We start from the raw sequence: 26913 nt of genomic DNA, 5'->3' as shown, positions 1-26913 counted from the left end.
AGACTATGAATGAACAAAAAGAATTCAAGCCTTATATTCCGGCCGAGCGCGTAACGCCGGAATTAACTGTCACCTCCATTGTTATGGGTATCATTCTGGCCGTCGTATTCGGCGCCGCCAATGCTTACCTTGGACTTCGTGTAGGTATGACAATCTCCGCGTCCATTCCCGCAGCCGTTCTCGCCATGGGTGTAATCCGCGTTATCATGCGCAAAAATTCCATCCTGGAGAGTAACATTGTACAGACCATCGGTTCTGCCGGTGAGTCCCTTGCTGCTGGTGCCATCTTTACATTACCTGCCCTCTTCTTATGGGCCGCTGATGGCAAAATGGAAACCCCGAGTATTCTGGAAATCACTCTGATTGCTCTGCTGGGCGGTCTTCTGGGTGTACTTTTCATGGTACCTCTGAGAAATGCCCTGATCGTAAAAGAGCATGGTATTCTTCCTTATCCGGAAGGAACCGCGTGTGCGGAAGTCCTTCTGGCAGGTGAAGAGGGCGGCGCAAATGCCTCCACAGTATTCGCCGGTATGGGATTTGCAGCAATCTTCAAATTCGTTATCGACGGTTTTAAACTGGTTCCCAGTGAAGTTTCCCTGAGAGTAAAGGGCTTTGCAGGTGAAATCGGAACACAGATCTATCCGGCTGTTATGAGTGTTGGTTATATCTGCGGACCACGTATTTCATCCTACATGTTCGCCGGCGGTCTGGTGAGCTGGATGGTTCTGATTCCGGCTGTTGTACTTTTCGGTGCTGATCTGACTCTGTATCCGGGAACTGCCCCCATTGGACAGATGTTCGCAGAAGGCGGCGCAAGCGCTATCTGGGGCAGCTACATCCGCTATATCGGTGCAGGTGCTCTGGCTGCCGGCGGTATCATCAGCCTGGCAAAATCCCTGCCTCTGATCATCCGTACATTCAGTGATGCCATGAAGAGCCTGAAAGGCAATACAAACACCAATACAACCAGAACAGGACAGGACATCAACATGGGTGTCATTCTGGGCGGTGTTCTACTTATCACAATTGCCATCTGGCTGGCTCCTCCGATTCCGGTTACCTTCCTGGGTGCCATTATCGTAGTGATCTTCGGCTTCTTCTTCGCCACTGTATCTTCCAGGATGGTAGGTCTGGTGGGAAGCAGCAACAACCCTGTTTCCGGTATGGCAATCGCAACACTGCTGATCGCTACTATCCTGCTGAAGGCAACAGGCGACAGCGGAATCCACGGGATGCAGGGCGCTATTGCCATCGGTTCCATTATCTGTATCGTAGCTGCTATCGCAGGCGATACTTCACAGGATTTGAAAACAGGATACCTTCTGGGCTCCACACCTAAAAAACAGCAGATTGGTGAGTTCATCGGTGTATTCGCAGCTGCTCTTGCCATCGGCGGTGTTTTATATCTGCTGAACGCAGCTTGGGGATTCGGTTCCGAGGAACTGGGCGCACCTCAGGCCATGCTGATGAAGATGATCGTAGAGGGTGTTATGGAAAACAACCTGCCGTGGACACTGGTATTTATCGGTGTATTCCTGGCAATCGCAGTGGAGATCGTGGGGATTCCGGTACTTCCGTTCGCAATCGGTGTATATCTTCCGGTACAGTTAAATGCCTGCATTATGGTAGGCGGACTGGTTCGTCTGGCATTTGACAAGATGAACATGAAAGACAAGAAGAAAAAAGACGCCATCATCAATGACGGTGTACTCTACTGTTCCGGTATGATCGCAGGTGAAGGTCTGATCGGTATCCTTCTGGCAGTCTTTGCCGTATTCCATGTGGATAAGGCCATTGACCTTTCCAGCAGATTGAATCTGCCTGCATCTGTTTCCAATATCGGAAGCCTTGTAGTATTCGCACTTGTAATCCTGAGTCTGCTTAAATTTTCTCTCTGGAGAAAACGTAAAGAGAACAAATAATGAAAAAAAAAGAAAATGTAATTGATAAAAACTATCTGGAGTTTATCCCTGAGAGAAATTCACTTCTCGCCTGGAAAACGGACAAAAAGGGCATTGTGACCCTGGATGTTGAGAATACCGGTTTCTTTAACCGGCTCGCTCAGAAATGCTTCAACCGCCCGAAATACACCCATGTCCATCTGGACAAGCTGGGAAGTTTCGTCTGGCCTTTGATCGACGGCAAAAAGAACATCATTGAACTGGGCAAAGAGGTGGACGCACACTTCGGGGAAGAGGCTGCTCCTCTCTATGAGAGGCTGGCAAAATTCTTTCAGGTACTGGAAAGTTATCATTTCATTAAGCTGAACAAAGATGTGTAAAAGAACAGCGCACCATGGATATTATCTTCCATGATGCGCTGTTTTTATTTTTCTGTATCATAGGGCCAGTCCATGATCCCGCCGAAGTCATACACCTGGGTGTAACCCGCCTCTATGAGTTTTTTTGCAGCCTGCGCGCTGCGGTTACCGCTTCTGCAGTAGACCAGTATCTCCTGATCCGGGTCAGGCAGTTCCTCCAAGGGCTCACTGCCGATGGTCTCATTGGGGATCACCAGTGCCCCGGGCACATGGCCTTCCTTGTATTCCTCTTCTGTACGGACATCCAGGATCACAATCTTATCATCCTTGTCCATGCGCTCTTTTGCCTCCTCTGCTGTGATCTTTTTATACTCTGTTTTCACTGTGTCCTCCTGTGCTGCATTTGTATCCTGGCCGTTCTTATTTTCTCCGCATGCGGCCAGTGCGGCTGCTATGACTCCCGCCGCTATAACAGTCTGAAGCCATTTCTTCTTTCTCTTCATACGTTTTCCTTTCCTCTGCCGGTAAGTCCATAAAACTTGATAGGATTCTGCTATTTCCGGCAGATTATACATTCTGTGATTAATTATGTTACAGTTTATACTGTAATTATAATTGTTGCAGTTATATTTGTCAAGCATTTCCGAAAAATGCTGCTGCTGATTGTAAACTTTATTATTTTTATAAGTTGACAATATTCTTCTGATATTTTATAGTTATTCTCATAGGTTCTTTTTACGGATACATCTGAAATACTTAAAAAGCCCGAAAGATGAGGTATGAAAAATGATAACTACATTGCAGAAAAAAGTTATAAACGGCGGTACTCTTTCCAGGGAGGAGGCAATCCTTCTGTCTTCTGCCCAATTGGAACCTCTGTGCGAAGCAGCGGATCAGATACGCAGGCATTTCTGCGGGAACGCTTTTGATATGTGTTCCATTATCAACGGCAAAAGCGGAAAATGTCCGGAAGACTGCAAATACTGTGCCCAGTCCTCCCATTATTCTGCTGATACAGCCGTTTATCCCCTCCTAAGCACGGATGAGATCCTGCGGGAAGCAAAGGCAAACGCGGCTGACGGCATCCTCCGCTTCTCCATTGTCACCTCCGGGAAACGACTGAGTGATCAGGAAGTGGAACAGGTCTGTGACAGTTTCCGGAAGATCAGGGAAACCTGTGGAATCTCCCTGTGCGCTTCCATGGGTCTGCTCTCCCAAAAACAGTTTAAAATGCTGAAATCTGCCGGTGTGGTCCGTTACCACAACAATCTGGAAACATCCCGCCGCTTTTTTCCTCATATCTGCACCACTCATACATATGAAGATAAAATACAGGCAATCCGGGACGCCAGGGAATCCGGCCTCACGGTATGCAGCGGCGGAATCATCGGGCTTGGCGAAACCATGGAGGACAGAATTGATATGGCGCTCACCCTGCGGGATCTGCAGATCCGCTCTGTCCCCATCAATGTTCTGAACCCTATCCCCGGCACCCCTCTGGAGCATAATGCGCCTCTGCCCGAGGACGAAGTCTGCCGGACTGCTGCCATTTTCCGATTTCTTCTGCCGGACAGCATCCTGCGCATGGCAGGCGGCCGGGGGCTCATGGAAGACCAGGGACGCCGCGTATTCCGGTCCGGCGCAAACGGAGCTATCACACAGAATATGCTGACCACTGGAGGAATCGCTGTCCGTGAGGACCGGCAGCTTGCGGAGGAACTGGGATTTGAAATCAGGCTTTACGAGTAATGGAAGAAATCAACGGTAATTTTTTTTAGAAAGGAACTTGAAATCTGATTTTCTCTCTGCTATACTGGATTCTATAAAAGAGCTTATGCGGATTATAATAATCGTTTGCATAAGCTCTTTTTTTGTTGTTTTACGGGTAACTGATCATAACTTGCCCGGAGCCTGTTTGAAAATGTGTTCCGGCAAAGTGTGACACACAGCCTGCCGAAAGTGATTTTCAGACACACTCTGGCAGGCAGAAAGGAAGGTTCTATTTATGAAAAACAATTATAAAGCACTGGCAAAAAATATTGGAATGGAACTGCTGGGAAGTGTCTTTATTGCCGTTGGCATCTACAACTTTGCCGTAGCCTCACACTTTCCCATGACAGGATTTTCCGGTATTGCGTTGATATTAAACCGCCTGTTTCAGCTTCCCATCGGTATATCCATTATTGTTCTGAATATTCCGGTGGCGATTCTCTGCTTCCGGCTTTTGGGGCGGCAGTTTTTTCTCCGTTCCCTGCGTGCCATGATCATCTCTTCGGTGATGATCGACTATCTGGCGCCGCTGCTGCCCGTCTATGAAGGAAGCCGGATGCTGTCAGCCATCTGCACCGGTGTGCTGGGCGGTCTTGGCTATGCCATTATTTATATGCAGAATTCCTCCACAGGAGGCACGGATTTTATTATCATGGCTGTAAAGGCATTGAAGCCTTATCTGTCCCTTGGAAAAATCGCCTTTTTATCTGATGTGGTAATCATTCTCCTGGGCGGTATTATTTTCCGGGATATGGATGGGATCATTTATGGAATGATCATCAACTTTCTGTTTGCTATTGTTGTGGATAAAGTGGTCTATGGAATCAATGCCGGTAAAATGACTCTGATCGTGACTGAGCACGGACAGAAGGTTACGGAGGTCATTGACGAGTGCTGCGGCAGAGGCAGCACCATCCTGAAAGGCGTCGGCGGCTACCGGATGGACGAAAAACAGGTGGTGATGTGTGCCTGTAACAATAAGCAGATGTATTTTGTACAGAAAGCAGTGAAGGAGACAGACCCGGATGCCTTTATCATTGTTCTGGAATCCAATGAGGTGCATGGGGAAGGGTTTGAGATGCTGAAGATTGGGGAAGGCGGAAGATAAAATGGGGATGCCGCACGAAATCTCTGTTGTGCGGCATCCCCGTTTATATTAGGAAGAAAGTTGTCAGGGTTCTATTGCTGGCTGTCTTTTTATGTTTTTGTCTGTGAAAACATCATATTCGTCTTTGCTTGTGGTACTGAATTCGGAAATCACAGCCCCTTCCGGTCCTGCCTGGAACCAATGTCTGGTATTGGGATAGATTGTATGCTGGTCTCCCGGATGAAGGATGATTTCATGAAGAACTGTGTACGTGTCTTCATAGCCTGCCGGTATTCTGCCGCTCCTGTTCTCATCAGCATCCCCTTCCACATAGAGATAAACGGTTCCGTACCGGCACCGGAAGGTCTCTTCTTTTCCCTCATAGCCGATAGAAGCGATGGGTGCATGGCTGTGCTCCGGGCATGTCTGCCCTGGAAAAAGAACCATTTCCTTTGCGCAGCATCTGTCCGTATTAATATAAGTGACAAGCTGAAGACCAATATGTTCTATATCATCAAGTCCAAAATCAGCAATCTCTATGTTTTCCTTTTCTTCATCTGTAAGCGCTATATGTGCCTTTTCAAAGTACTCCAGCACCTGTGCCTTCTTCCGGTCGTATTCTGTCTTTTTCATGGTGTTCTCCTATCTCACAGATGTAAGCTGCAGAGCTGCATCTTTGGCATCCCTGATGATGATCGTCTTCGTCTCGCCCGGCAGCAGATCGAAATAATTATCAGAACATCTGTAGTTTCCTTTTACATGTACGCCGTGGGCAAACGCCTCCGAATGAACGGTGAGGATTCGGCCACTGCCCTCCTGACGGTCATCGATACAGGAAGCCCTGCATGTATCAAACTCCAGATTCCGCATATCATCCAACCGGAGCCAGATATTGTCAATCTTCTCGTCGTGTACATACAGCATTATGGTTCCTTTTTTGTAATCCCTGTCCGGCAGAGCTTCCTTCAGCAGGTATGTACGCTCTCCCGGCGCTGTTTCCAGACTGATCTCCCTGGTATCCCGAATCGTTCCGTCAAAGGAGACATAGCCGAATTCCGCTTTTACCGCCAATGGTTCCGGGGTATCATTGACACCCTGTAATACAACGCTGCCATCCACAAGGCGCATAGTAAATTTCTGATGGGCCAGAGCACGTTTTACTCCATAATAAGCAATTTTTCTTCTCAGATAATAGTCAATGATGGTCCATCCCACTTCTCCCCATGCATCATTATACATCCAGAACAGGCCGCCGTAGCATTGTTCTTTAAACCGCATGGCTTCCAGGGAGTATCCGTACATCATGCCGTGTACCATGCCGGCATAAGTAATGTAGTCCTCCAGGGACAGCTTATCCGCGTGGTCCACATAATTTTTTTCAATCGCTGTATTTACCGTATCTTTTTCAAAGACATTATTGTGCATCTGCCAAACTTCGCTGGTTCTGTCAATAGGCTGTCCGTCCATATATTCCAAAATCGTTTCCATACAGCATGGGCCTACATAGCCATATTCGCTCACAAATTTGGCCTTGATCTTGTCATAGTCCTTGGCCTCAATGCGCTCCTCCATTTTTTTGCTCATATACGCCTGCTGCCAGTGATGGATGTCGCCCACGGTATCGTCATTGGGCAGTTCCCCTCCATACGGTGAACTGTTCCAGTATGGAATATAAGGACAATTTGCATGCATGATCTCTTTTGACAAAATGTTTGCAATGTACATGCCGTACTGATGTTCATAGGTAAATTCAATTCCCCATTTGGGATTATCCGTGGAATTGAACAGCCAGTGTACCTCATTTGTACCGCAGAATAAGCCCAGACTGCAGTGGCTGCGCAGACGTTTCGTCTGGTAATCAAATTCTCTGCGCATTTCTTCACGGAACCACTGGTGATGATCCGGATACGTGGAACATGCGAACATAAAATCATGCCAGATCAAAATCCCCTTCTCGTCGCAGAGGTCATAGAAAAGGTCGCGCTCATACAGGCCCCCGCCCCAGATTCTCAGCATATTGAAATTTGCCTCCGCTGCTTCGTCAATAAGAACCCGGTATTTCTCATCTGTCACTCTGGCATAAATAAAGTCATTTGGAATCCAGTTTCCGCCTTTGCAGTAAATGGGCTTTCCGTTGATCACAAACTGGAATTTCCTGTCTTTTCCTTTCAATACATCGGTATTAAGCTCCAATTTTCTGATTCCTATGCGGAATGCCGGATATTTCTCTGTCACATCCTCGCATGCAGCTTCCACCTCCACATCATACAGAGGCTGGCTGCCGTAACCGTTCGGCCACCAGAGTTTTGCATCCGGAATCAGGATTTCCTCCTCGAAGTAATTGTATCCGGATGTAAAAAGCCTGTCCTTATAGAGCTGCTCAAAGACTGTTTTCCCTTTATAGCTTATTCTGACTTTGTATGTCCCGTCCCTGGAGCTTATAAATCCCAGATTCTCCACATTCAGCATCAATTTCAGTTTTGCCTGTTCTCCTGCCTCCTCGGTGTGAAGGCTGACTTCCCTGACTGCGATCTTCTTATGCCCTTCCAGCCTGGCACCGCCTGTGATCCCGCAGGTGATGACCTTGGGTCCCCAGTCCCATCCCACGGTGTACTGTGGTCTTCTGACGAACGCTCTTCTGGCATCCCCCCGGTACTTTCCTCCGTTGTCTGTTTCCAGGCATACTGCGTAATTCAGTTCAGACAGATCCTGGTCTGAAACTGCTTCCAGCCCGCTGCTCACTCTGACTGTGATCACATTGCCGCCATCCCTGATTTTATCTTTTATATCATACACAAAGGGATAATGTACACTGTAATGGCTTCCGATGTATTGTCCATTGATGAAAATATCACTTCTGGAGTCCAGGCCTTCCAGGATAAGTTCAATGATATCTTCCTCCAGGTCCACATCACTGCTGTCAAATGTATGTTCAAACCACCATGCTCTCTTTTCTATCCACTCAGATTCCCTGCAGTAGTCAGCCAACACCGGGTCCTTTATAACCCCTGCCGCTATCAGCGGCATTCTCACATCCGCAGGAAGGCTGCAGTGGTACCACCCATCTTCCAGGCCATGCACATATGCCCACTGATCTTTCTCCACACTTAAAAGGCTTTCGTGGAGCTTCCAGTTTTCATTCATCTCTAATCGAAACATTTGCTCATTCCCCCATTCTATCTGTCCTTAAATGCCTCTGCATTCCTACTCCCAGGGTTTCAGGATCACTTTACAGGTATCCTGCCCCATAAACTTCTCAAAAGCTCCCTGTACATCAGAAAATCCGTATACATCCGTAATGATCTTATGTACCACGGGAGAACGCCTGAGTATGGCAAACATCTCCTCCCTGTCGTCCATGTTGTAATGCCAGGAACCGATCAGGGTAAGTCCTTTTCTGATAAAATCATCGCTCGGACAGATAGGAACGGTATTGTGGTTTTCGCCTATAAAGGCCACACTTCCTCTTGGCTCCATCATATCAATGCACAGTCTCTCCGCATTGCCGTTGCCTGAAGCGTCTACTGCTTTAATCAGCGGTGCATCCTTTTTAGCCTCCCTGATCTTTTCTTTTACATCAGGGTCTGTGGGGTCCAAAACCACATCAGCGCCCATCTCTTTTGCCATGTTTTTTCGGAAGGGTACACTGTCCAGGGCAATTACCCTGGCGCCTAAAAACTTGGATACGGCAATCGCCCCCATCCCCACCGGACCCAGCCCGGTGATCAGAATCGTATCATACCCTTTCACATTCAGCCTTTTAATAGAACTGAACGCAGGTCCTAAGGCACAGCAGCCAAGTGAGCCCTGGTCAAAGGTAATATCATCGGGAAGCTTTGTGCAGACAAAATCCTGCACCAGTACATATTCCGCAAAGTGGCTGAAATACTGTGGTTTATCTGTACAGTAAATATAATTTCCCGAGCGGCACAGAGAACAGTGCCCGCAGCCGGAAAGCGGATTTAAAATGACTCTGTCCCCTTCCTTCAGCAAATTGGAACCATTGGCAGCCACAACAACACCGGCACCTTCATGACCGGCATCACGCACGGGTGTAGGTGAAACAAAAGCCTTCCTGTCACTTCCGCAGATTGGTGTGGATTCCACTTTCACCACTACCCACTCTCCATGCGGGACCGGATCCGGCACGTCCTCCAGGTAAGCCCGATTATTTCCAAGAACTAATGATTTCATCTTCTTCCTCCTTATGCCTCTTTCGGCCAGACTTTATTGACTGCCTCACTCACGGCAGCCACAGCTTCTTCAAATTTCATCTTTCCCAGCTCCTCCACAAAAGGCTCTGCCAGAACCGGGCCGGTATATCCCATATTTTTTAAGCCCTCAAAAAACTCATCGATTCTCAGGATTCCCGTACTTCCCGGAAGTGCCCGTATCACATCCACCTGTTCCTCCCTTGGAATCCCTGCGGGTGCATCCATAATATGGGCACAGACAACCCAGGATTCATCCGGAAATTTTGCGAAATCCTCAAAGGTCTGCCCTGCCATATCCCAATGCCAGACATCCATCAGTATGCCCATGTTTCCGGTACCGATCGCGCGGCACAGATCCAGCATCTGATCCAGGGTATGTATAAATTCATACTTCTTCCCCTCCCGCAGTTTGGGCGGCCCTAAAAACTCCAGTCCCAGGGAAATACCGTATTTTTTCAGGATGCGCGCAGCCTCCCCCAGCCTTTCCCTGTGCAGATTGAAATTTTCTTCATAAGTCAGTTCATCGCTGGCCGGAATGATCCAGGTGATACAGCGGTGCATCCCGCAGTCCCTGGCATATGCCGCGTACTCCTCCAGCTTCTCCATATCCTTCCTGAAGGTCTCCTCGTCTTTTCTGTACTCCACAGGAAGTCCAAAACCCGCTGCTTTTAAGTGGTGTTTATTAAGAATTTCCTTTGTCTTTTCTACAGGGATCCGGGCCTCCCGCTCTATATTAAACCAGATTCCTTTAAATCCGTATTTCTCCGCCAAAGGTGCGGATTCTTCCAGCCCGACCCGATGTCCGATACAATCCGGTGCCAATGTCTTATACATAGCTATACCTCCAAACTTATCCTTTCACTGCTCCTGCTACCATACCTTCTATGATCCTCTTGCTGAAAACAAAGTACAGGATCATAACCGGAAGTGTTGTTGTCATAATGCCTGCCATTAATCTGGGATAGTCTACCGTGTACGCTGACTTAAACATCGTAAGTCCCACCGGAACTGTCCGCAGAGTGTCACTGTTTACCAAAATCAATGAGAATGAAAATTCATTCCACACTGCAAAGAACTGTATGATCGCCACAGTGGACAATATAGGCATGGCAAGCGGAAATACAATCTGAAACAAACATCTGAAAAAGCCGCAGCCGTCTATGGATGCTGCCTCCTCCAGTTCTTTGGGAATTGATGCAATATAACTCTCTATGAGCATAATGGATATGGGAAGTCCAAAAGCCACATAGGGAAACAGCAGTGTATACCAGTGGTTTGTAAGCCCGCTCTGCCTGAGCTGTACATACATGGGAACCAGCAGTGCATGTACAGGAATCAGCATACCCATAATGAAATAGTTATATATGAGGCTTCTCCCTCTGAAACGGTATCTGGAGAGAACATACCCGGCCAGGAAGGAGAATACAATGATGATCAATACCGATAAAATTGTATTTCTTGCACTGTTCAGCATATACATCCCCAGTTTTGTCTGCGTAAATACAGATATGTAGTTTTTCAGGTTCAATGCCTGGGGAAGCGCTGTTGAACTCTGGGTAAATTCAGCCTGTGTCTTGAAAGAGGAATAAAAGATCCATACCATCGGGAAGATACAGGAAAAAGAAAACAACAGGAGAACTGCATTACAGATGACTTTCCCGATACTTTTCCCAACCTTTTTTGCTGGAACCGCATTCTTTTTCAATTCTGCCATGATCAGTAATCACTCTCCTTTCTCCACGGCCTGGTAATGATCAGCCTGCTGATACCCACAAGCCCCAGACTCAGCACTAAAATACCGATGGACATGGCGCTGGCATACCCGAACTGATTCTTAATAAATGTTGTCTTATACACCTGAAGTGCCATTACCATGGAACTGGTGCCCGGACCTCCGTTTGTCATAACGTATATATGGTCAAATATTTTCATATTTCCTGCTATGCACAGCATAACAGCCACAGCAATGGAACCTTTGATCAGCGGAAGTGTTATCTTCACTGCCTTCTGCACTCCTGTTGCCCCGTCAAGCTCTGCCATCTCATATATACTCGGATCAATGGATGTCATGGCTGCCATGATGATCACCATATAGTAACCAATGTACTGCCAGATCAGAGGAATACTGACAACGCTGATGATCGTATTCGGATTATCCAGCCAGGGCTTTGCAAGATTCCCCAGGTGCAGGGCCCTTAATATAACGTTTACAAGACCATAGTCATAATTAAAGATAAATGACCATGTAAAACCAACTACGACTGCTGATATGGTAGCAGGAAAATATGCCACTACGCGGTGGAGCTTTTTAAACCTGACAAACCTGGATGTCAGCAGTGCTGAAAAAACAAAGGCGATTCCGATCTGCCCCGCAATACACAGAACCGCGATCCAGATATTGTTGCTGAACGCATGCCAGAAAGATGTATCTTTTAACAGAATCTGATAGTTTTTCCATCCCACATATTTTGCCTGCGGGCCTCCGGACCAATTATAAAAACTGTAATTGAAAGCATTGATGATCGGCAGGATAACCACATAGGTATATATAATGAGTGCCGGCAGCAGGCATACGATAATTGCCATTCTTGTCTTGGGCTTCAGCGTGGATTTTCTCAAGCCAGTACCCCCTTTTCTAATATCGCGGGGATTTTCACCCCCGCGAGTTTACACTTGTCTTTACTGAGCAAGTTCCTGTTCCATCTGGATCTCATCTGCCAGTTCTTCAGGTGCCTTTTCCCCAATCAGCAGGGACTGAAGACCAACATTCATAGTTTCAATAACAGACGCATCCATGCATGCATCATAGATCGGCACTGCTGTAATGTCTTTGATCATGGCATTGTATTCATTAAATAATGCCGGCACTTTCGCTGTATCATATTCCGGGTTCGCCCATGCGGTAACTCCGCCCATGGAAGCTGTTACATTTGCCTGGCGCTCGTCTGTCAAGGCTTTCAGTAAATCCATAGCCAGCTCACGTTTTGCCGGGTCGGTCACTTTACTGCTGAGAGACATAAACCAGGCCGGTCCGCCGGATACTGTCTTCTGGTTTTCGGCACCACCTTCCACAGAAGGAAGGATGGCGAGCTTTGTAGCTGCTTTTACATCTTCCGGTGCGGAATTGTCAATAGTGGGAATAAACCAGGTACCGTTTACGATCGCTGCTGCTTTCTTGTTGAAATATACTGTATTCTGCTCTGTATCATCAATAGAGTTGATGTCTTCGTTGAATGCGCCCCTCTGTGCCAGTTCCTGAAAAGCGGTCAGTGCCTTAACAAACGCCTCGTCTGTAAATTTTGCCCCTGAGCCCTCCAGTATGGACTGTGTCCAGTCCGGTCCGGTAAAACGGTCTCCCAGGGTGCTTAACCAGCAGGACTCTGCAGGCCAGTTCGGTTTATTTCCCATAACAAACGGGGTGATTCCTTTTTCCTTGAATTTATCCACTGCATCCAGCAGTTCATCCCATGTTTCCGGGAAAGTCTCATATCCGATTTCCTTCCACATATCAGAGTTGTAATACACCATACCTGTGGACATACTTTCCTGAGGCACTCCGTATATTTTGTCATCTCTTGTTGCCGCATCAAATCCACCTTTAATATAAGCATTTTTCCATTCCTGATCGGCATCCAGCTCTGCGGTAATATCTGAAACCCATCCGTTTTCCACAAATGTCTTTGTCCAGGAGCCTTTCATCATGAACAGGTCCGGCATATCGCCTGACGCGCCCAGGGAATTGATCTTTGTCTGGTACGCAGTCTGATCCATTTCCTCTACTTTCACTTCCACATCCGGGTGTTCTTCCTGCCATGTATCAAGTGCATCAAAGAAACCTGTGGTGAAGCCGCCCTCACCGATGTTGCTTCTGGATTGATGGCAGATCACGGTGATGGTTGTCTTACTGTCTGTACTTTCCTCTGACGCTTCGCCGCTGTCCTGTTCTTTTTTCTCTTCTGTCTGGGCTGTATCCTTGCTGTCCTTGTCATCGTCCACTGCCTGAGGTGCGCCGCATGCGGTCATAGATGCCGCCAGTGTTACCGCCATAAGTGCTGCTAAAAGTTTCTTCTTCATTGTTTTTCCTCCGTTTCTTCTTCATGATCGTTCTGATTTCACTGTTAAGGTTTCACTACAACTTTTACTGCTTCTCCTCTTGCAAGTTTCTCAATTCCGGCCTTCACTTCCTGAAGAGGGATAACGTCTGTAACAAGCTTTTCCATATCTACCATATGCTCTTCCAGCACGCGGATCGCTTCCGGAAACGTTGCATTGGCAAGCCAGGTGCCGTGAACGGTTATCTCTTTTGTGGTGATCTCACACTGCGCCACCTGACTGACAGATTTTTTATTTACTCCGAAAAGGACAACGCGTCCGCCTTTTCTCACCAGGTCCACAGCCTGCACTACTTGGGAGCCGGTTACATCAAAGACGTAATCCGGTCCGATCCCTGTCTGTTCCAGGATAATGTTCTTTGCATTTTGACTTTTGACATCTATGACTTCTCCCAGCCCAAGCTGCTTTGCGAACTGGATTCTGTAAGGCGCAGCTTCCAGCAGGTAAAGTTTTCCGATTCCGGAGGCTTTGGCCAGCATGGCGATCATAAGTCCGATGGGACCGCATCCGATGATCACTGCGCTCTCTCCCGGAAGTATACTCACCTTATGAAATCCATTGATCGCACAGGCCAGTGGTTCTGTACATGCAGCAGCCTCAGACGATACCTTTTCTGAGATCTTATATGCGACTTTGCCTGAGATCAGACAGTATTTTGCAAACGCTCCGTCGTAGTCAATTCCAAGTGGAATGATATTCTCACATTCGTTGGGAAGATTTTTTCTACAGTATTGGCATACTCCGCAGTAATCATTGGGATTCACCACAACGCGGTCTCCTACCTGCAGATGTTCCACAGCTTCTCCTTTCTCTATAATTTTCCCAACAAGTTCATGTCCGAGAATGGTTCCCGGAGTGGCTTCGTATCCGGGAGGCACTGCAGTGATATGTACGTCTGTGCCGCAGATGCTCACCGCCTCCACTTCTACCAGTACCTGGTCCTCTCTCTGAATCTGCGGAACGGGAACCATTTTCAGTTCCAGTTTACCCACATCCTCAAAAACTGCTGCCAACATTTTTTCCATATATTTTCCTCCTCCTAAAAATTAACGCCGCCTTCCAGAATAACATTCGCATATGGCGTACACTCACCGGTCCTTATGATCACCTTCGCTTTTGGAAGTATGTGCTTGAGTTCTTCATGAGACAGCTTCTGTCCCGGCACACCGGACAGCCTGCTCTGTACATACTGCAGCAATTCTGTACTGGCTGTCTCCATCTCCTCAGCATAGATATAAGAATCTATGACCAGTTCATCTGTTACTGCATCAAAAACTTCCGTAAATCCAGGAATCCCTTTCACCAGCGATATGTCAATTACTGTTACATTCTCCGGTATAGGAAGTCCCGGGTCTGCTATCACCAGATAATCTGTATGCCCAAGCGATGATATGGCATAACAGATATCCGTGTTCAAAATACCTTCCTTTCGCACGTTTCACTCCCCCTGCTCCTCACATACCAAGTACGCGCCTGGCGTATTCCCGGTTCGTCTTTGCTCCCTCATAATTGCTGACTGTGGGTGTGTCATTTTCAATCACCAGGTATCCGTCATATCCTGTTCGTTTTAATAGTTCCAGGACCTTCGGGAAATCAATCCCCTTTGTTCCCAGTTCATAAAATCTCTGATGCCTGTCCCATTCATGAATCCATTTCTGTCTGTAGTCCTCTGCATCCACCGCTGTATCCTGATCCTTCAGATGTATGTAACCGATTCTTCCCTTGTATTTCTCAAACAGCTTTTCAAAGTCAATTCCGGCAAGTACAGTATGTGCAGTATCAAAACAAAACTTTACATACGCAGGATCTGTATGTTCCGCCACGAAATCAATCTCATCCTCCTGCTCCACTGTCATCTGGAAATGAGGATGCAGGCATAACGTCACATCATAATCACGGGCCATCCTGCCTATCTTATCCAGTGTTTCCGATAATTTCAGCAGATGTTCTTCTGACGGCTTTCCGTCTCTGGCCGGGGCCTGGATATTCATGATTCCGGCACCGGTCTTTTTACAGAACTCCAGATATTTTCTTGTACCCTCCACATTGTCCGCATCCATATCGCGTATGTAGTGGTACAGGGCTGTAAACTTCAGTCCGTACTCTTTCACCAGCCGGTTAAATTCCTCTTCCCTGCCTTCATACAGGTCAGCCATGCCGATGAAGTTCTCAAAATTGTGATAGCCCAGATTTTTCATATCATTCAGCGCTGTCTTCAGGTCATCTTCTGATTCCAGTCCCCATTCCCAAACCGTATAACCTATCTCCATAAGCCATATTCCTTTCGCTATTTGATAAAACGTTTTATCATGATTTATGAATTTCATTATATACGCTTTTTCTACATTGTCAACACTTTTTCGATATTTTATCTATTTATTTTGTGCACTTTAATTTTTTATAAACTTTTTTTACTATTGTTTTCCTATCATTTTGCCGCTATAATAAGGGCATAGCTCCCCCATACATGTTAAAACGCTTTATCACTTTTTCAAATAATTACAATATACGGAACAATACATTGCATTCAGTATTTACCCATGATAAAATCAGGATGCAATACAATATCTAGTGTACTGTTGCTATAGTCAACAGACAGACAGCACACTGGTCAGCACTGCGTGGAAAACGACAGGGTGCTGTATCAGTATTTATGAGGTGAATATATGCGAGTAACTTTAAAAGACATCGCAAGAGAAACGAATTTATCTGTAACCACCGTATCACTGGTTCTGAACCAAAAAGAATGCCGTGTATCCGACAGCACCCGCAGTCTGATTCTCAAAACAGCGGAAAAATTGCACTACTATCCTAACCAGCTTGCCGTGGGTCTGGTAAAACAGGAGACTAAGACCATTGGACTTATCATCCCTGATATCAGCAATCACTTTTTTGCAAATCTGGCTCTGGGAATAGATGATGAAATGCTGAAACATGACAGGAATATTATATTAAGCAATACAAATGACCGCCCGGAACGGGATCTGAAGAGTATCCAGGTGCTGAAATCCCGCGGCGTAGACGCTATCATCCTTGCCATGGCATCCAATGTTGACCAGACTCATATACGTTCCTACAAAGACATCATAGATACTTCACCGATTCCAATCATTACCGTGGACCGCTGTAATCCTGCCTTTAACTGCAGTGCCTTAAAGCTAAACAACAAAAAGGGAGCCTATAATGCAGTCAGTTATCTGCTGTCACTTGGACATAAAAACATCGTGTGCATTACAGGCCCTGCCAATTCTGACAGTACCCAGGAACGGCTTGCCGGTTATGAATGGGCTTACCGTGATGCCGGAGTCTCTCTTCCTGAAAAGTATGTATTTCATGGCGACTATCTGAAACAAAGCGGAAATGAAGCTATGAAACAAATCCTGCAGGAAACGAAAGCCACTGCTGTTTTTGCATTCAATGACCTGATGGCATTAGGAGCCTATCACTGTCTGCGGCAGGAAGGCCTTTCCATTCCTGAGGATATGTCTATCGTGGGATTTGACAATATTGACTTTTCTGATATGCTGGAGGTGCCGCTGACTACAGTAAACCAGCCCACTTACGAAATCGGACGGGAAGCTGCCAAGCGTGCGCTGCTTGAGATCACCAGCCCCGAAGCTGAGAAGCAAACGATAAGCTTTGAACCACACCTGATCATACGAAAAAGTACGGCAAAGCCGAGATAGGGGTGTTTTTATGGGAACCACAAAGAATATGCAGTTTTTAAGAACCAGCAACCGGGCTGCCATCATCAAAGCACTGGCGCTGGGAGAAGCCTCCAACCGTGTGGAACTCTCCTCCCACCTTGGTTTGTCTAAAATGGCAATCAGCGGACTGATCAACGACCTGGTTGCTGACGGTTATGTGGAGGACAGAAAATATTCTCCCTTCCGGGATTCTACCTGGTACACAGGGGATGCCAGCGGGAGAAAGCCCTCCGCTCTTTCCATTGTCCCCAGAAGGATCAATGCCATCGGGATACTGCTGAAACGGTACGAAGTGCATTGTATGATCGCGGAGATACAGGGAAATATTCTCTATCACAATTTTTGTGCACTTCCCATGGATGCGGACAATGCCTCCCTCTCAGAGATCCTAGTTTCTCTTGTGGAAAAAGCGCTGCATTCCCATGGAGACTGCTTCATAGCGGGTATCGGAATCGCGTCCATCGGACCGCTCGACATCACACAAAAAAGGATCCTATATCCGCCGAATTTCTGCAGTATCGGTAATTTGTATATCGGTGAACTGCTGGAAGAAAGGTTCCGGCTTCCTGTTTATCTCGATAATGATATGAACGCAAGCGCCATTGCAGAACAGTTCTATGGGGTAGGCAAAACAGCAGACACACTTGCCTATGTAGGTTTCGGCTCCGGCGTCGGTGCCGGGATCATGATACACGGTAAACTTCTGCATGGAAGCGCAGGATTCGCCGGTGAAATCGGTCATATTTCCATCAATCCGCAGGGTCCTCCGTGTTCCTGCGGACAAAAAGGCTGTATCGAAACCTATACCAGTGTGTCCAGGCTTTTGGATGATATGGGAACAGATTCTGTCACGAATCTATGGCAGATGATACATGATAAAAGACTGAATGAGAAGGGGAAACTCCGGCTGGAAGAGTGCCGGTACGCACTTAAAACCCTGCTTATCACCATTGCCAACCTCTATGATCCCGAGGTCATAATATTCGGTGAAATCCCACCGAAACTGGCTCCTATCTATCTGGATGAAATGGAGTCTCATATGAATACCAATATGTTTCACCACGGCTTTCAGAATATCCGCCTCTACCCCTCTTCATTCGGTGAAAACGCCCCTCTGATCGGGTCGGCTTCTTTGATATTCAAAGGGATATTTGACGGAAAAATCTCTCTTCCTGACCGTATTTCCGAATAAAAAAACTGCCTTCTGAAATGAGCATATCTAAACTCCACATTCAGAAGGCAGTCTTCATTATACATATTTTCTTATGTAATCAACGATCATATCCATCGCTGTCCGAGAAGGAGTGGCTCCGTTCAAGATAAGATCCGCCCTCCATTTTGACGGCTCTACATACTGGTCATGGCGGTATCGCACTGTATCCAGATATACATCCGTGATCTCTTCACGGGAAAGGCCGTTCTGCATATTGCGTTTTAATCTCCTGAGAATCCGTTCGTCCGCCCGGCAGTCCACAAAAAGCTTCAGATCCAGCAGGCTGCAGATGGCATCATCATAGAGGGTCAGCAGGCCTTCCACCAGGATGATCCTTGTTTTGCCGCAGTCTCTTTCTCTTATGATATCCTCGTATAGCTGCTGCAGATACATGGTATCCGGATGGTTATCATCCACATATTCTCTGTCTCCGGTCAGAGCACGGACCCTCGGCCGCAGCTCTTCCGGTTTGAAATACTCATCCATATGAAAGACTTTTGGGCTTTCCTTTTCCAATATCTCTGCCAGTTTATTACACAGTGTGGTTTTGCCTGACGCACTGCCTCCGGCAATACCGATAACCAGAGCTTTTCCTTTTTCCATATGTAAAAGCACCCACCTTTCCGCTATTCCGACACCAGGGATTTTCCTAACCGGTATGCCTTTTCCACACCGTCGGAATGTTCCATATCGCCTTTTGCATCCATCCCGGGAACGGTCAGAATCCCTTTATTTTCCCAGCGCAGATAGGAACAGGTATCCTCATAAGCCGCAACTGCTGAGCGGTAAACACCATCGGATGCGGAATCCAAAAGCAGCGCTGCATAGCGGATATTGAATCCTTTTTTGGCCCTGGCGTAGAGTCTGTCTATGGCTGCCTTTAACTGTGCACTGATGGAAAACCAGTAAATGGGGGACGCAAAAACAATCATATCCGCATTATCTACTTTGTCCAGTATCTCTGCCATATCATCCTTCTGCACACACACTCCGTTATGTGTAAAACAGAATTCACAGGCCAGACAGGGTGCAATTTTCATATGCCCGAGGTTTACTTTTTCCACCTGATGTCCCTGTTCCAATGCTCCTTTTATGAAGGCATCTGCCATGATCTCTGTATTTCCCTTTCTGCGGGGACTGCCGTTTAATACTAATATATTCATTCATTTTTCCTCCTGTACCTGTTTCTATCACTATAACATTGCGGAGTAAAAAAGTCACTACGGAGGGCCGAATTGTCTGCTGGGAAATTTTCCGAACGCAGAAATACCCGCCCCGTTTGCAGACAGGACAGGTATTTTTCAGTTGTATTTCATGCAGTTCTGACTGTCATGATTCCTCTATGACCAGAGGCACCACTGCCCCTTTTTCCACATCGATCAGACCGCAGTCTGTCAGCTTCAGAGCCGGGCTGACCGGCAGGCCCAGGGTACACAGGGACATAATTGGATTGTAGTGTTCATATCCCAGATTCTCCAGGCTCCTTCTCACATCACCCAGCATTCTTCCGATATCATCCGCCGGAAGCTCTGAAAGAATGCCGCATACAGGGAGAGGCAGTTCTGCTGTTATCTGCCCGTTCTCGGCAGTACAGATGCCGCCCTGCAGCTCTATCAGCCGTCTTGCTGCTATGAGCATATCCTCCGGATCAGCACCAATCACCATGAGATTGTGATGGTCATGGTAATATGTGGTGGCCGCCGCACCGCGTTTCAGACAGTTTCCGGTCACGAATCCGTACCCTATATTACCGTTTTTGCCATGGCGTTCCAGCACAACTGCCAGCACGCAGCCGCTTTTTTGCCATTTTAAATGACCGTTTTCCACTTCCATCCGAACCTGCTTTTCCCTTGTCTGGGTGCGTCCGTCTCTTACCTCTATGACACGGACTTTAACGGTTCCCCGGCTTTTTGGTACTTTCGGTTCCAGGTCTTCTGCTTCGATCTTATCAAGGTGCACGGAGTGATAAAATTCAGTGGGAAAACCATAGGGTTTTAGCTGCCTTTTTGTCTCCCCTTTGCAAAAGATCTCCTTACCGTCCTTGAACACGCGATCCGGTTCAAAGGCAGAGACTGCCTGTTCCCTGATAAGCTGGAAATCTGCCTTTCTCCCCGGTGCCAAAGCGCCTCTGTCCCTGAGATTCATACGTCTTGCCGGGGTATAGGAGGCGCAGTAAACAGCTTCCTCAAGGGGAAATCCCATCTCTACTGCCTTTTTCACAATATAATTGAGCTGGCCTTTTTCCAGAAGGGCATCTGCCATAGTGTCATCCGTGACAAAACAACAATGCTCAAAGAGGTTATTTTTTATAATATAATCCAAAATCTCCGGTTTCAGCATTTTCTCCTGCAGTTCCACGAACATGCCGTTTTCAAAACGCTGTCTGATCTCCTCAAGGGTGTGCTCTGTATGGTCACCGTCAATTCCCCTGAACAGGAACTTCGCCAGATCCAGGCCGATAAGAGAAGGGCAGTGGCCCTCAATAACAGCCTGCGGATCTTCCTCTCTAAGGTAATCCAGAAACTTTGTGATCTCCATCTCAGTCCCCTTGACGATCTGGCGGTAATTCATGATTTCCCCTACACAGACAACGCCTTCTTCCCTCATGAGGTGCTTCATTTCCTCAAATCCGATGACACCTCCGGTCGTCTCCAGGCTTTCATTTGTGGAGGGAACACTGCTGGGGATTCCGTAGAAAATATCAATCGGTGAATCTTTTGCCCCGTTGATCATCTCATGGATTCCCTGCACACCCATGACATTGGCAATCTCGTGAGGCTCGGACACCAGCGTGGTAACCCCGCAGGAGGCTGCCCGTTCCCCAAAGGAAACAGGTGTCATCATGGAGCTTTCAATATGCATGTGTATGTCGATAAACCCCGGCAGCATCAGACAGCCGCTGCCGTCCAGCACCTCATCCGGAGAAAGCGCATTCTCCTGCCTGGTATCCACATAATAAATCCTTCCATCCTGCACATATACATCAGCCGGCATAAAGCATTTCAGGTAGGAATTGTAAACTTTCGTATTCTTTATGAGTAAATCCGCCTTTTCCACAGGGCACCTCCCATCTTACACAATTGAGTAGAAATAAAGCAGACAGACTGCCACCAGCACCCACATGACAGGACGAATCTCTTTTATCTTTCCTGCTGAGATCTTCATCACCACATAGGTGGGAAGGGCAGCGCAGATGCCGTTGGCAATGTTGTTTCCGAAGATGGTAAATGCAATACATACAAAGGACGGAAATGCCTCTGTAAAATCATGGAATTTGATGTTTTTCATTGCTCCCAGCATATTGATTCCAATGTACATCAGCACCGGCGCAGTAGCTGCTGAGGGAATCATCAGCGCGATCGGAGCCAGGAACAGGGCCAGCCCGAAGAAAACAGAAGTAAACACTACGGAAAGTCCTGTCTTACCTCCTGCCTCCACGCCTGCAGAGGACTCCAGGTATGTTGTCATACTGGGCATTCCGAACAGAGCGCCGAAACTGGTAGCCACTGCATCCACCTTGAAGCATTTGTCAATGCCCGGAAGATTGCCGTCCTCATCCAGATACCCCGCCTTTGCGCCAACCCCCAGCACGGTTCCGAAAGTAGAGAAAAAGTCGGGTACAAAAAGTGCGATCAAAAATGGAATATATGCAAAATTAAGTGCGCCCAGGAAATCCACATGCAGGAACTGCCCGCTGATATTGGCCGGCATGGTAAACAGGCTTTCCGGCATTTTTGTGACGCCAAAGGGAATCCCCACCAGTGTGGTAAGGGCAATGGCCAGAATCATATCTCCCGGCACGTTTCTGGTTTTAAGTACCAGTAAGATCACAAAACCGATGACTGCAACAATAACCGTAGGAGCGGTCAGGTCACCGAATCCCAGGCTTTTCTTCGCTTCATTTGCGATAATAAGACCACAGCTTTTCGCTCCTAAAAGCGCGATGAACAGACCGATGCCGGCACTCACCGCGTGTTTCAGACTGACGGGAATGACTTTCACTACAGCTTCTCTGAGTCCCAGAAAAGAGATTGCAATAAACAGCACGCCGCTCCAGAAAATAACACCGGAAGCCACATCAGGCGCAATGCCGTCGTTAGCTATCATTGCTGTCACAATACCCACACTGCCCAGTCCCGGGGCAAGCGCAAACGGCCGGTTCGTGTAGAATGCCATCGCACAGGTTGTAAGGATGACCAGTAAGATCAGCACCGTGAACATTACGTGCTTGTCCAGTCCTGCGGACTCCATCATGTTGGGCACTGTTGCCAGAACATAGGCCATGGTCACAAATGTAGTCAGACCGGCCAGAAGCTCTGTTCTGACATTGGAATGAAACTCTGATAATTTAAATTGTTTTTCCAACCACTGTTTCATATAGATTTTCTCCTGCCTTTCTCAATCGTATAACTCCTTGATTCTTTTCCATTTTCATTGTATGATAACCGTAATCGGAAGTCTAATTCATCTTAACTATAAATTCTATTCCAAAGTGGAATAGTGCCCCCAAAAACCATATCCGGCATAGGACCCGGTACCTTGCTGTACCATCCGGTATTCCAGCCATTCGCTGAGAAGAGGTCAGGAGAAATCTATGAATATCCACGAATTGAACTATGTGCTTTGTATTGCCAAACATCAGAATATGACGAAAGCCGCCCAGGAGCTTTTTATTTCCCAGCCGACCCTCAGCAAACATCTGGGAAAGCTGGAGCGGGAACTGGGCATCAAACTGTTCAGCAGAGTTGACAACTGCTATATCCCCACTTATGCGGGAAGGCGGTATATGGAATACGCCTCAGGCGTACTGGAACTGACTCATGACTGGGAGAAGGAGCTTGCGGATCTGCGCTCTCTCAATGACGGAGAACTGAATGTGGCCTTTCCCCTCATGCGCAGCTCCTGCATGATACCCAGGATCCTGCCGGTATTTCGCCGGATACATCCCAACATCCGTCTGAATTTTCTGGAGGAGACATATGCGATCCAGGAGCGTCTTCTCACTGACAGCCGGATTGACTTTGCAATTTTCAGCGACGGAAACCTGCACCCCAAGCTGGAATATGAAACTCTGGGCCGGGAAGAAATCCTGCTGGCAGTTTCCCCCCGACATCCTCTGGCGAAAGAGGCCAAATGTAAAGTCTGTCAGGATGGCCCTTATCCCAAGGTGGATTTGTCACAGCTCGGCAGCGAAAAATTCATACTGCATTTTCCGGAGCAGAATACAGGCGCCATAACGGAACAGCTTCTGAAAAAATACGGCATTGAGCCTAAGGTTCCGTTCTATACCCGGAATACCCAGGCTGCACTCCTGCTGGTGCAGCAAAATGAAGGAATCTGTTTCGCACCGGAGACTTACATTAAGAACATGACGTTTTCTACACCGCCGGTCTGCTTTTCCCTTCATGATCCGGATGCCTTTACACGTACCATTATCGCATATCGGAAGGGGGCTTATCTGACCTCCTATGCACTGGATTTTATTCAGATATCAAAGGATTATTTTGGCGGTGATCTGCATAAACGGTAAATGGAATTCCCTTACAGAATGCCCATAGTGCCCCTGAAATATACTTTGGCGCTGCAATCGGCATCCGCATCACGCACCAGGCTGTGCCTGCAGTCCCTTTACCGTCACAGATAAATTTCTCTGCCCTGTTCTGACGATTCATAGATGGCTTTTATCAATTTCAGGCTCTCCAGGGCATCCTCTCCTGTTACCAGAGGCTTTCTGCCCTCTGTGACAGCCTGTACAAAATCCCGGTACTGACGTTCGTGTGAATCTGTGGAAATGGCTGCGTCCTGATGCAGTGTATTTGCTTTTGCAGGATTCAGCAGACAGCTGAACGCCTTGCTTTCCCCGTCTTTCAGCTGATAAAACAACAGTTCATCGTTCCTTATGATAACTGTGCCCTTTTCAGCAAAAACAGCCAGTTCCGCGTACAATCCCGGATAAGCAGTTGTCGTTCCCTCCACAGTTCCAAGACAGCCGTTTGCAAATTCAAGATTAGCTATCCCCACATCTTCTGTCTCGATTTCCTGATGAAGCAGGCGTCTGCACTTTCCGTTCACACTTTTCACTTTCCCGAAAATATCAAGCAGCAGGTCAATATAATGGATGGACTGGTTCATAAGAGAACCTCCCCCGTCAAATTCCCAGGTGCCTCTCCATGGATTTGAAAAATATTCCTCGTCTCTGTACCAGATTGTTCTTGATGCTCCCCATAGCAGCTTGCCGAGTTTTCCCTCTGCCGCCGCCTGTTTGAGTAAAACTATGGGCTTATCAAAACGATGCTGCATAATAACCCCAAGTTCTACTCCGCATTCCCTGCAGGTATCCACCATCTCCTGTGCTCGTTCCACATGAATATCTATGGGCTTTTCACAGATGACATGTTTCCCGGCCCTGGCTGCCTCTATGGTGACACTGCTGTGCATCCCCGAAGGCAGACAGACAGAAACCACTGCGACATCCGGGTCCCGTAACATCTCATGGTAGTCCTTGTAACTTCTGCAGCCCCATTTTCTAACTGCCTCCTCTGTTTTTTCCGCATCACTATCTGCCACCGCTGCCAGATAAGCCCCATCCAATGCGGCAATCACACCTGCATGGAGCATCCCTATAAACCCACACCCGATAACACCAAATCCAAGCTTCTCCATGGATACCTCCTATTCCCTGCACCAGCAAAATGCAGCCAGCATCAGCGGCTCTTTTTTACTGAGCAGTCTGTCATAAATCGTCTGCGCACATTCAGGAGCAGCGTTCTCGCTGATGAGCGGTTCCAGTACAATTCTCCTCTGTGCAAGAAGATCTATGATCGTCTCCTCATCTCTCTGATGACTTCTAAAATGTCCGAACTGATCCCTCTCATCCTGTGCCCTATGCATTTCGTGAGCTCCGATGACAGCGATTCCTTTCCTGTGTACATCACGATAAAAATTGACGCCGTCCGTATTTCCCCTTGTGGACCCCAGAAGGACTACACGTCCAAGTGGTTTCACCATTTTAAGTGCTGTATTAACAGCCTGGGGAACTCCGGTAGCTTCGATCACAACATCAAAAACACTGTCGAATGCTTCGTCCTCCCCATTTTCCTCTGTCCTCAAAATCCCGCATTTCTTTGCCAGCACACGCCTCCACTCCACAAAATCAAAGCCTGTCACACTGCCCGCCCCTGCACAGAATCCAAGCTGTGCCGCCAGATTTCCAATAGGCCCAAGGCCCAGAACTGCCACTTTATCCCCCAATTGAATATCTGCCTTTCTGATTCCCTGCAGGGAAATAGAGGCCAGTCTGAATGCGGACGCTTCCCGGGGATTTATCTTTTCCGGTATTTTTGTGCATTTTTGCGCGTCGGCGGTGAATCGTGAACAATGTATTTGATTACACACCACCAAATCACCTGCTGCCAGACCGCGGACACCGCTGCCGGCTTCCTCTATACGGCCGCAGCAGCTGTAACCGGGATAATAGGGATATTCGCCCGGCGTATTTTCCATATGGTTCAGCCATGCAAGCTCTGTGCCCGGAGAGATCGTGCTGAACAACGTTTTAATGAGCACTTCGTTCTCACCGGGGGGCTTCACCTTACAGCTCTCCAGCCTGACTTTCCCCTTTTCATAAGCACATATTTTATCAGCTTTCATAATCTTTTCCCCCGTTCTTCTTCCTTCTGTCAATTCTCTCCAGGATATGATTCAGTGCATTATACTGCATGTGAAATGCTTCCGCTCCGTCTTCTGCCCTGTTTTCCCGGATTATTTCCTTTACCGCTCTGCGCTCCAATAATTCCAGCCCTTCAAATCTTGTAAGATGAGGTTCCAATGTAAGGAATCCGTTGTACCCTTTCCCAAATGCATCCCCCAAAATCGTTTCCATACAGCCATCTCCCTGCCCGCAGACAACCGTATCACCATTTTCAGACAATGCATCTTTGATATGGAAATAGGCCACATATGGTTCCAGCATCCGGTATGCTTTTAACGGTTCCTCTTTACACTGCACAAAATTGGCAAAGTCAAAAGCTGCCTGCAAAAAAGGACTGTTCACCTTTTCAAATAATTCCAGACAATGTTCTTTTGTATCTCCGAATATTTCTTTTTCATTTTCATGCAGGGCTGTGATTCCATACCTGCCTAATACCTCTGCCAGCCTGCCTACCTTATCTGCAGCACATTCACTCCACATGGAATGGGAATCTCCTGTGGGAATGTAAAAACTGAATATCCTCACATAACTGCATTCCAATATCTCTGCTATATGTGCCGCATTTTCCGCCTGCAGCATCTGTTCTGCAAACGCTTCCTCGTCACAGATTGGTATTTTTCCAAGCGGGGAACCCAGGGATGAAACTCTCATCTTATATTTTTTCAGTAATGGCAGCACTGTCCTTTTAATCTCCCCGGGTGTATAGCTGCAGATGTTTTTCCCGTCTATATTCCGTAATGCCAGATAAGATATCCCTGTCCTGCCGGCTTCTATAAGCTGCTGTTCCAGATGACTGCTGATTTCGTCTGTAAACCCTGAAATTTTTTCATATTTCATA

At 47.3% G+C, this 26913-nt stretch carries 25 protein-coding genes and 1 pseudogene; 8 read left to right on the top strand and 18 right to left on the bottom strand.

Annotated features, from left to right (window positions below; all coding sequences use genetic code 11):
* Positions 1-5: 5 nt before the first annotated feature.
* Together MUB35_RS03060 and MUB35_RS03055 are read left to right on the top strand one after the other, a co-directional pair.
* Entirely contained in the window at positions 6-1922 is a 1917-nt protein-coding gene (locus MUB35_RS03060; RefSeq protein WP_227211238.1) for an OPT family oligopeptide transporter, read from the top strand.
* A complete protein-coding gene (locus tag MUB35_RS03055) occupies positions 1922-2281 on the top strand; it encodes a PqqD family protein (RefSeq protein WP_227211239.1) in 360 nt (119 codons plus the stop codon). The genes MUB35_RS03060 and MUB35_RS03055 overlap by 1 nt, the downstream gene beginning before the upstream one ends.
* 44 nt (positions 2282-2325) lie before the next feature.
* Here the strand turns inward: MUB35_RS03055 and MUB35_RS03050 are convergent, their stop codons facing one another.
* The gene (locus MUB35_RS03050; RefSeq protein ID WP_033140851.1) at positions 2326-2763 is read right to left on the bottom strand and encodes a rhodanese-like domain-containing protein; all 438 of its coding nucleotides are present in this window, start codon (positions 2761-2763) and stop codon (positions 2326-2328) included.
* A gap of 283 nt (positions 2764-3046) precedes the next feature.
* On the opposite strand from MUB35_RS03050, the gene bioB reads away from it, so the two are divergent.
* The 3 genes and pseudogenes from bioB to MUB35_RS03040 all read left to right on the top strand — a co-directional run bounded on the left by bioB (position 3047) and on the right by MUB35_RS03040 (position 5138).
* Positions 3047-4009, top strand: a complete 963-nt coding sequence (bioB, locus tag MUB35_RS03045; RefSeq protein ID WP_033140791.1) for a biotin synthase BioB — start codon at positions 3047-3049, stop codon at positions 4007-4009.
* Positions 4010-4194: 185 nt separating this feature from the next.
* Positions 4195-4269, top strand: a pseudogene (locus MUB35_RS30985) (hypothetical protein); the annotation flags it as partial.
* A complete protein-coding gene (locus tag MUB35_RS03040; RefSeq protein ID WP_033140790.1) occupies positions 4266-5138 on the top strand; it encodes a YitT family protein in 873 nt (290 codons plus the stop codon). The pseudogene MUB35_RS30985 and the gene MUB35_RS03040, both read left to right, overlap by 4 nt.
* Positions 5139-5201: 63 nt before the next feature.
* Here the strand turns inward: MUB35_RS03040 and MUB35_RS03035 are convergent, their stop codons facing one another.
* The 10 genes from MUB35_RS03035 to MUB35_RS02990 are packed head-to-tail and all read right to left on the bottom strand — an operon-like array spanning position 5202 to position 15714.
* Complete coding sequence (locus MUB35_RS03035; RefSeq protein ID WP_033140789.1) at positions 5202-5750, bottom strand: D-lyxose/D-mannose family sugar isomerase; 549 nt, start codon at positions 5748-5750, stop codon at positions 5202-5204.
* A 9-nt stretch (positions 5751-5759) separates the two neighbouring features.
* Positions 5760-8276, bottom strand: a complete 2517-nt coding sequence (locus MUB35_RS03030) for a beta-mannosidase (RefSeq protein WP_244805756.1) — start codon at positions 8274-8276, stop codon at positions 5760-5762.
* A 45-nt stretch (positions 8277-8321) separates the two neighbouring features.
* Complete coding sequence (locus tag MUB35_RS03025) at positions 8322-9311, bottom strand: zinc-dependent alcohol dehydrogenase (RefSeq protein WP_033140787.1); 990 nt, start codon at positions 9309-9311, stop codon at positions 8322-8324.
* A gap of 11 nt (positions 9312-9322) precedes the next feature.
* Positions 9323-10165 (bottom strand): sugar phosphate isomerase/epimerase family protein, encoded by an 843-nt coding sequence (locus MUB35_RS03020; RefSeq protein ID WP_033140786.1) that lies wholly within the window; start codon positions 10163-10165, stop codon positions 9323-9325.
* A gap of 16 nt (positions 10166-10181) precedes the next feature.
* Entirely contained in the window at positions 10182-11045 is an 864-nt protein-coding gene (locus MUB35_RS03015; protein ID WP_033140785.1) for a carbohydrate ABC transporter permease, read from the bottom strand.
* A 2-nt stretch (positions 11046-11047) separates the two neighbouring features.
* Positions 11048-11950 (bottom strand): carbohydrate ABC transporter permease, encoded by a 903-nt coding sequence (locus MUB35_RS03010; RefSeq protein ID WP_081960264.1) that lies wholly within the window; start codon positions 11948-11950, stop codon positions 11048-11050.
* Positions 11951-12010: 60 nt separating this feature from the next.
* Positions 12011-13405 (bottom strand): ABC transporter substrate-binding protein, encoded by a 1395-nt coding sequence (locus MUB35_RS03005; protein ID WP_244805755.1) that lies wholly within the window; start codon positions 13403-13405, stop codon positions 12011-12013.
* A gap of 44 nt (positions 13406-13449) precedes the next feature.
* Positions 13450-14469 carry a zinc-dependent alcohol dehydrogenase gene (locus MUB35_RS03000; protein ID WP_052099355.1) on the bottom strand — a complete coding sequence of 340 codons (1020 nt, stop codon included), beginning with the start codon at positions 14467-14469 and terminating at the stop codon, positions 13450-13452.
* Positions 14470-14483: 14 nt separating this feature from the next.
* A complete protein-coding gene (rbsD, locus tag MUB35_RS02995) occupies positions 14484-14879 on the bottom strand; it encodes a D-ribose pyranase (RefSeq protein ID WP_033140783.1) in 396 nt (131 codons plus the stop codon).
* Positions 14880-14898: 19 nt separating this feature from the next.
* Entirely contained in the window at positions 14899-15714 is an 816-nt protein-coding gene (locus MUB35_RS02990; protein WP_033140782.1) for a sugar phosphate isomerase/epimerase family protein, read from the bottom strand.
* Between the two features lie 396 nt (positions 15715-16110).
* Between MUB35_RS02990 and MUB35_RS02985 the strand changes: the two genes are divergently transcribed.
* Together MUB35_RS02985 and MUB35_RS02980 are read left to right on the top strand one after the other, a co-directional pair.
* The gene (locus MUB35_RS02985) at positions 16111-17130 is read left to right on the top strand and encodes a LacI family DNA-binding transcriptional regulator (RefSeq protein WP_033140781.1); all 1020 of its coding nucleotides are present in this window, start codon (positions 16111-16113) and stop codon (positions 17128-17130) included.
* A gap of 10 nt (positions 17131-17140) precedes the next feature.
* The gene (locus MUB35_RS02980) at positions 17141-18343 is read left to right on the top strand and encodes an ROK family transcriptional regulator (protein ID WP_244805754.1); all 1203 of its coding nucleotides are present in this window, start codon (positions 17141-17143) and stop codon (positions 18341-18343) included.
* A 57-nt stretch (positions 18344-18400) separates the two neighbouring features.
* On the opposite strand, the gene MUB35_RS02975 is transcribed toward MUB35_RS02980, so the two are convergent.
* From MUB35_RS02975 to MUB35_RS02960, 4 genes are all read right to left on the bottom strand, one after another.
* On the bottom strand, positions 18401-18967 hold the full coding sequence (locus MUB35_RS02975; RefSeq protein ID WP_033140779.1) for a uridine kinase family protein: 567 nt from the start codon (positions 18965-18967) through the stop codon (positions 18401-18403).
* A 23-nt stretch (positions 18968-18990) separates the two neighbouring features.
* Positions 18991-19527: a flavodoxin family protein gene (locus tag MUB35_RS02970; RefSeq protein ID WP_244805753.1), complete on the bottom strand. Its 537-nt coding sequence runs from the start codon at positions 19525-19527 to the stop codon at positions 18991-18993.
* 166 nt (positions 19528-19693) lie between these two features.
* A complete protein-coding gene (locus MUB35_RS02965) occupies positions 19694-21421 on the bottom strand; it encodes an adenine deaminase (RefSeq protein ID WP_244805752.1) in 1728 nt (575 codons plus the stop codon).
* 15 nt (positions 21422-21436) lie between these two features.
* Positions 21437-22741, bottom strand: a complete 1305-nt coding sequence (locus MUB35_RS02960) for an NCS2 family permease (protein WP_033140776.1) — start codon at positions 22739-22741, stop codon at positions 21437-21439.
* Between the two features lie 217 nt (positions 22742-22958).
* Between MUB35_RS02960 and MUB35_RS02955 the strand changes: the two genes are divergently transcribed.
* Entirely contained in the window at positions 22959-23894 is a 936-nt protein-coding gene (locus MUB35_RS02955) for a LysR family transcriptional regulator (RefSeq protein WP_244805751.1), read from the top strand.
* 104 nt (positions 23895-23998) lie between these two features.
* Here MUB35_RS02955 and MUB35_RS02950 read toward each other — a convergent pair whose 3' ends face one another.
* From MUB35_RS02950 to MUB35_RS02940, 3 genes are read right to left on the bottom strand one after another with little or no spacing between them, the layout of a single operon-like run.
* Entirely contained in the window at positions 23999-25027 is a 1029-nt protein-coding gene (locus tag MUB35_RS02950; RefSeq protein ID WP_244805750.1) for a Gfo/Idh/MocA family protein, read from the bottom strand.
* A 9-nt stretch (positions 25028-25036) separates the two neighbouring features.
* Positions 25037-26014 carry a zinc-dependent alcohol dehydrogenase gene (locus tag MUB35_RS02945; protein ID WP_244805749.1) on the bottom strand — a complete coding sequence of 326 codons (978 nt, stop codon included), beginning with the start codon at positions 26012-26014 and terminating at the stop codon, positions 25037-25039.
* Complete coding sequence (locus tag MUB35_RS02940) at positions 26004-26912, bottom strand: sugar phosphate isomerase/epimerase family protein (RefSeq protein WP_227211253.1); 909 nt, start codon at positions 26910-26912, stop codon at positions 26004-26006. Before MUB35_RS02940 ends, MUB35_RS02945 begins: the two co-directional genes overlap by 11 nt.
* Position 26913: the final 1 nt, after the last annotated feature.

Origin of the sequence: Blautia sp. NSJ-175 (genome assembly GCF_022867815.1) — a bacterium.
Classification (GTDB): domain Bacteria; phylum Bacillota; class Clostridia; order Lachnospirales; family Lachnospiraceae; genus Blautia; species Blautia celeris.
The sequence above is the reverse complement of the archived record's forward strand: the minus strand, read 5'-3'. Positions and strand labels throughout refer to the sequence as shown.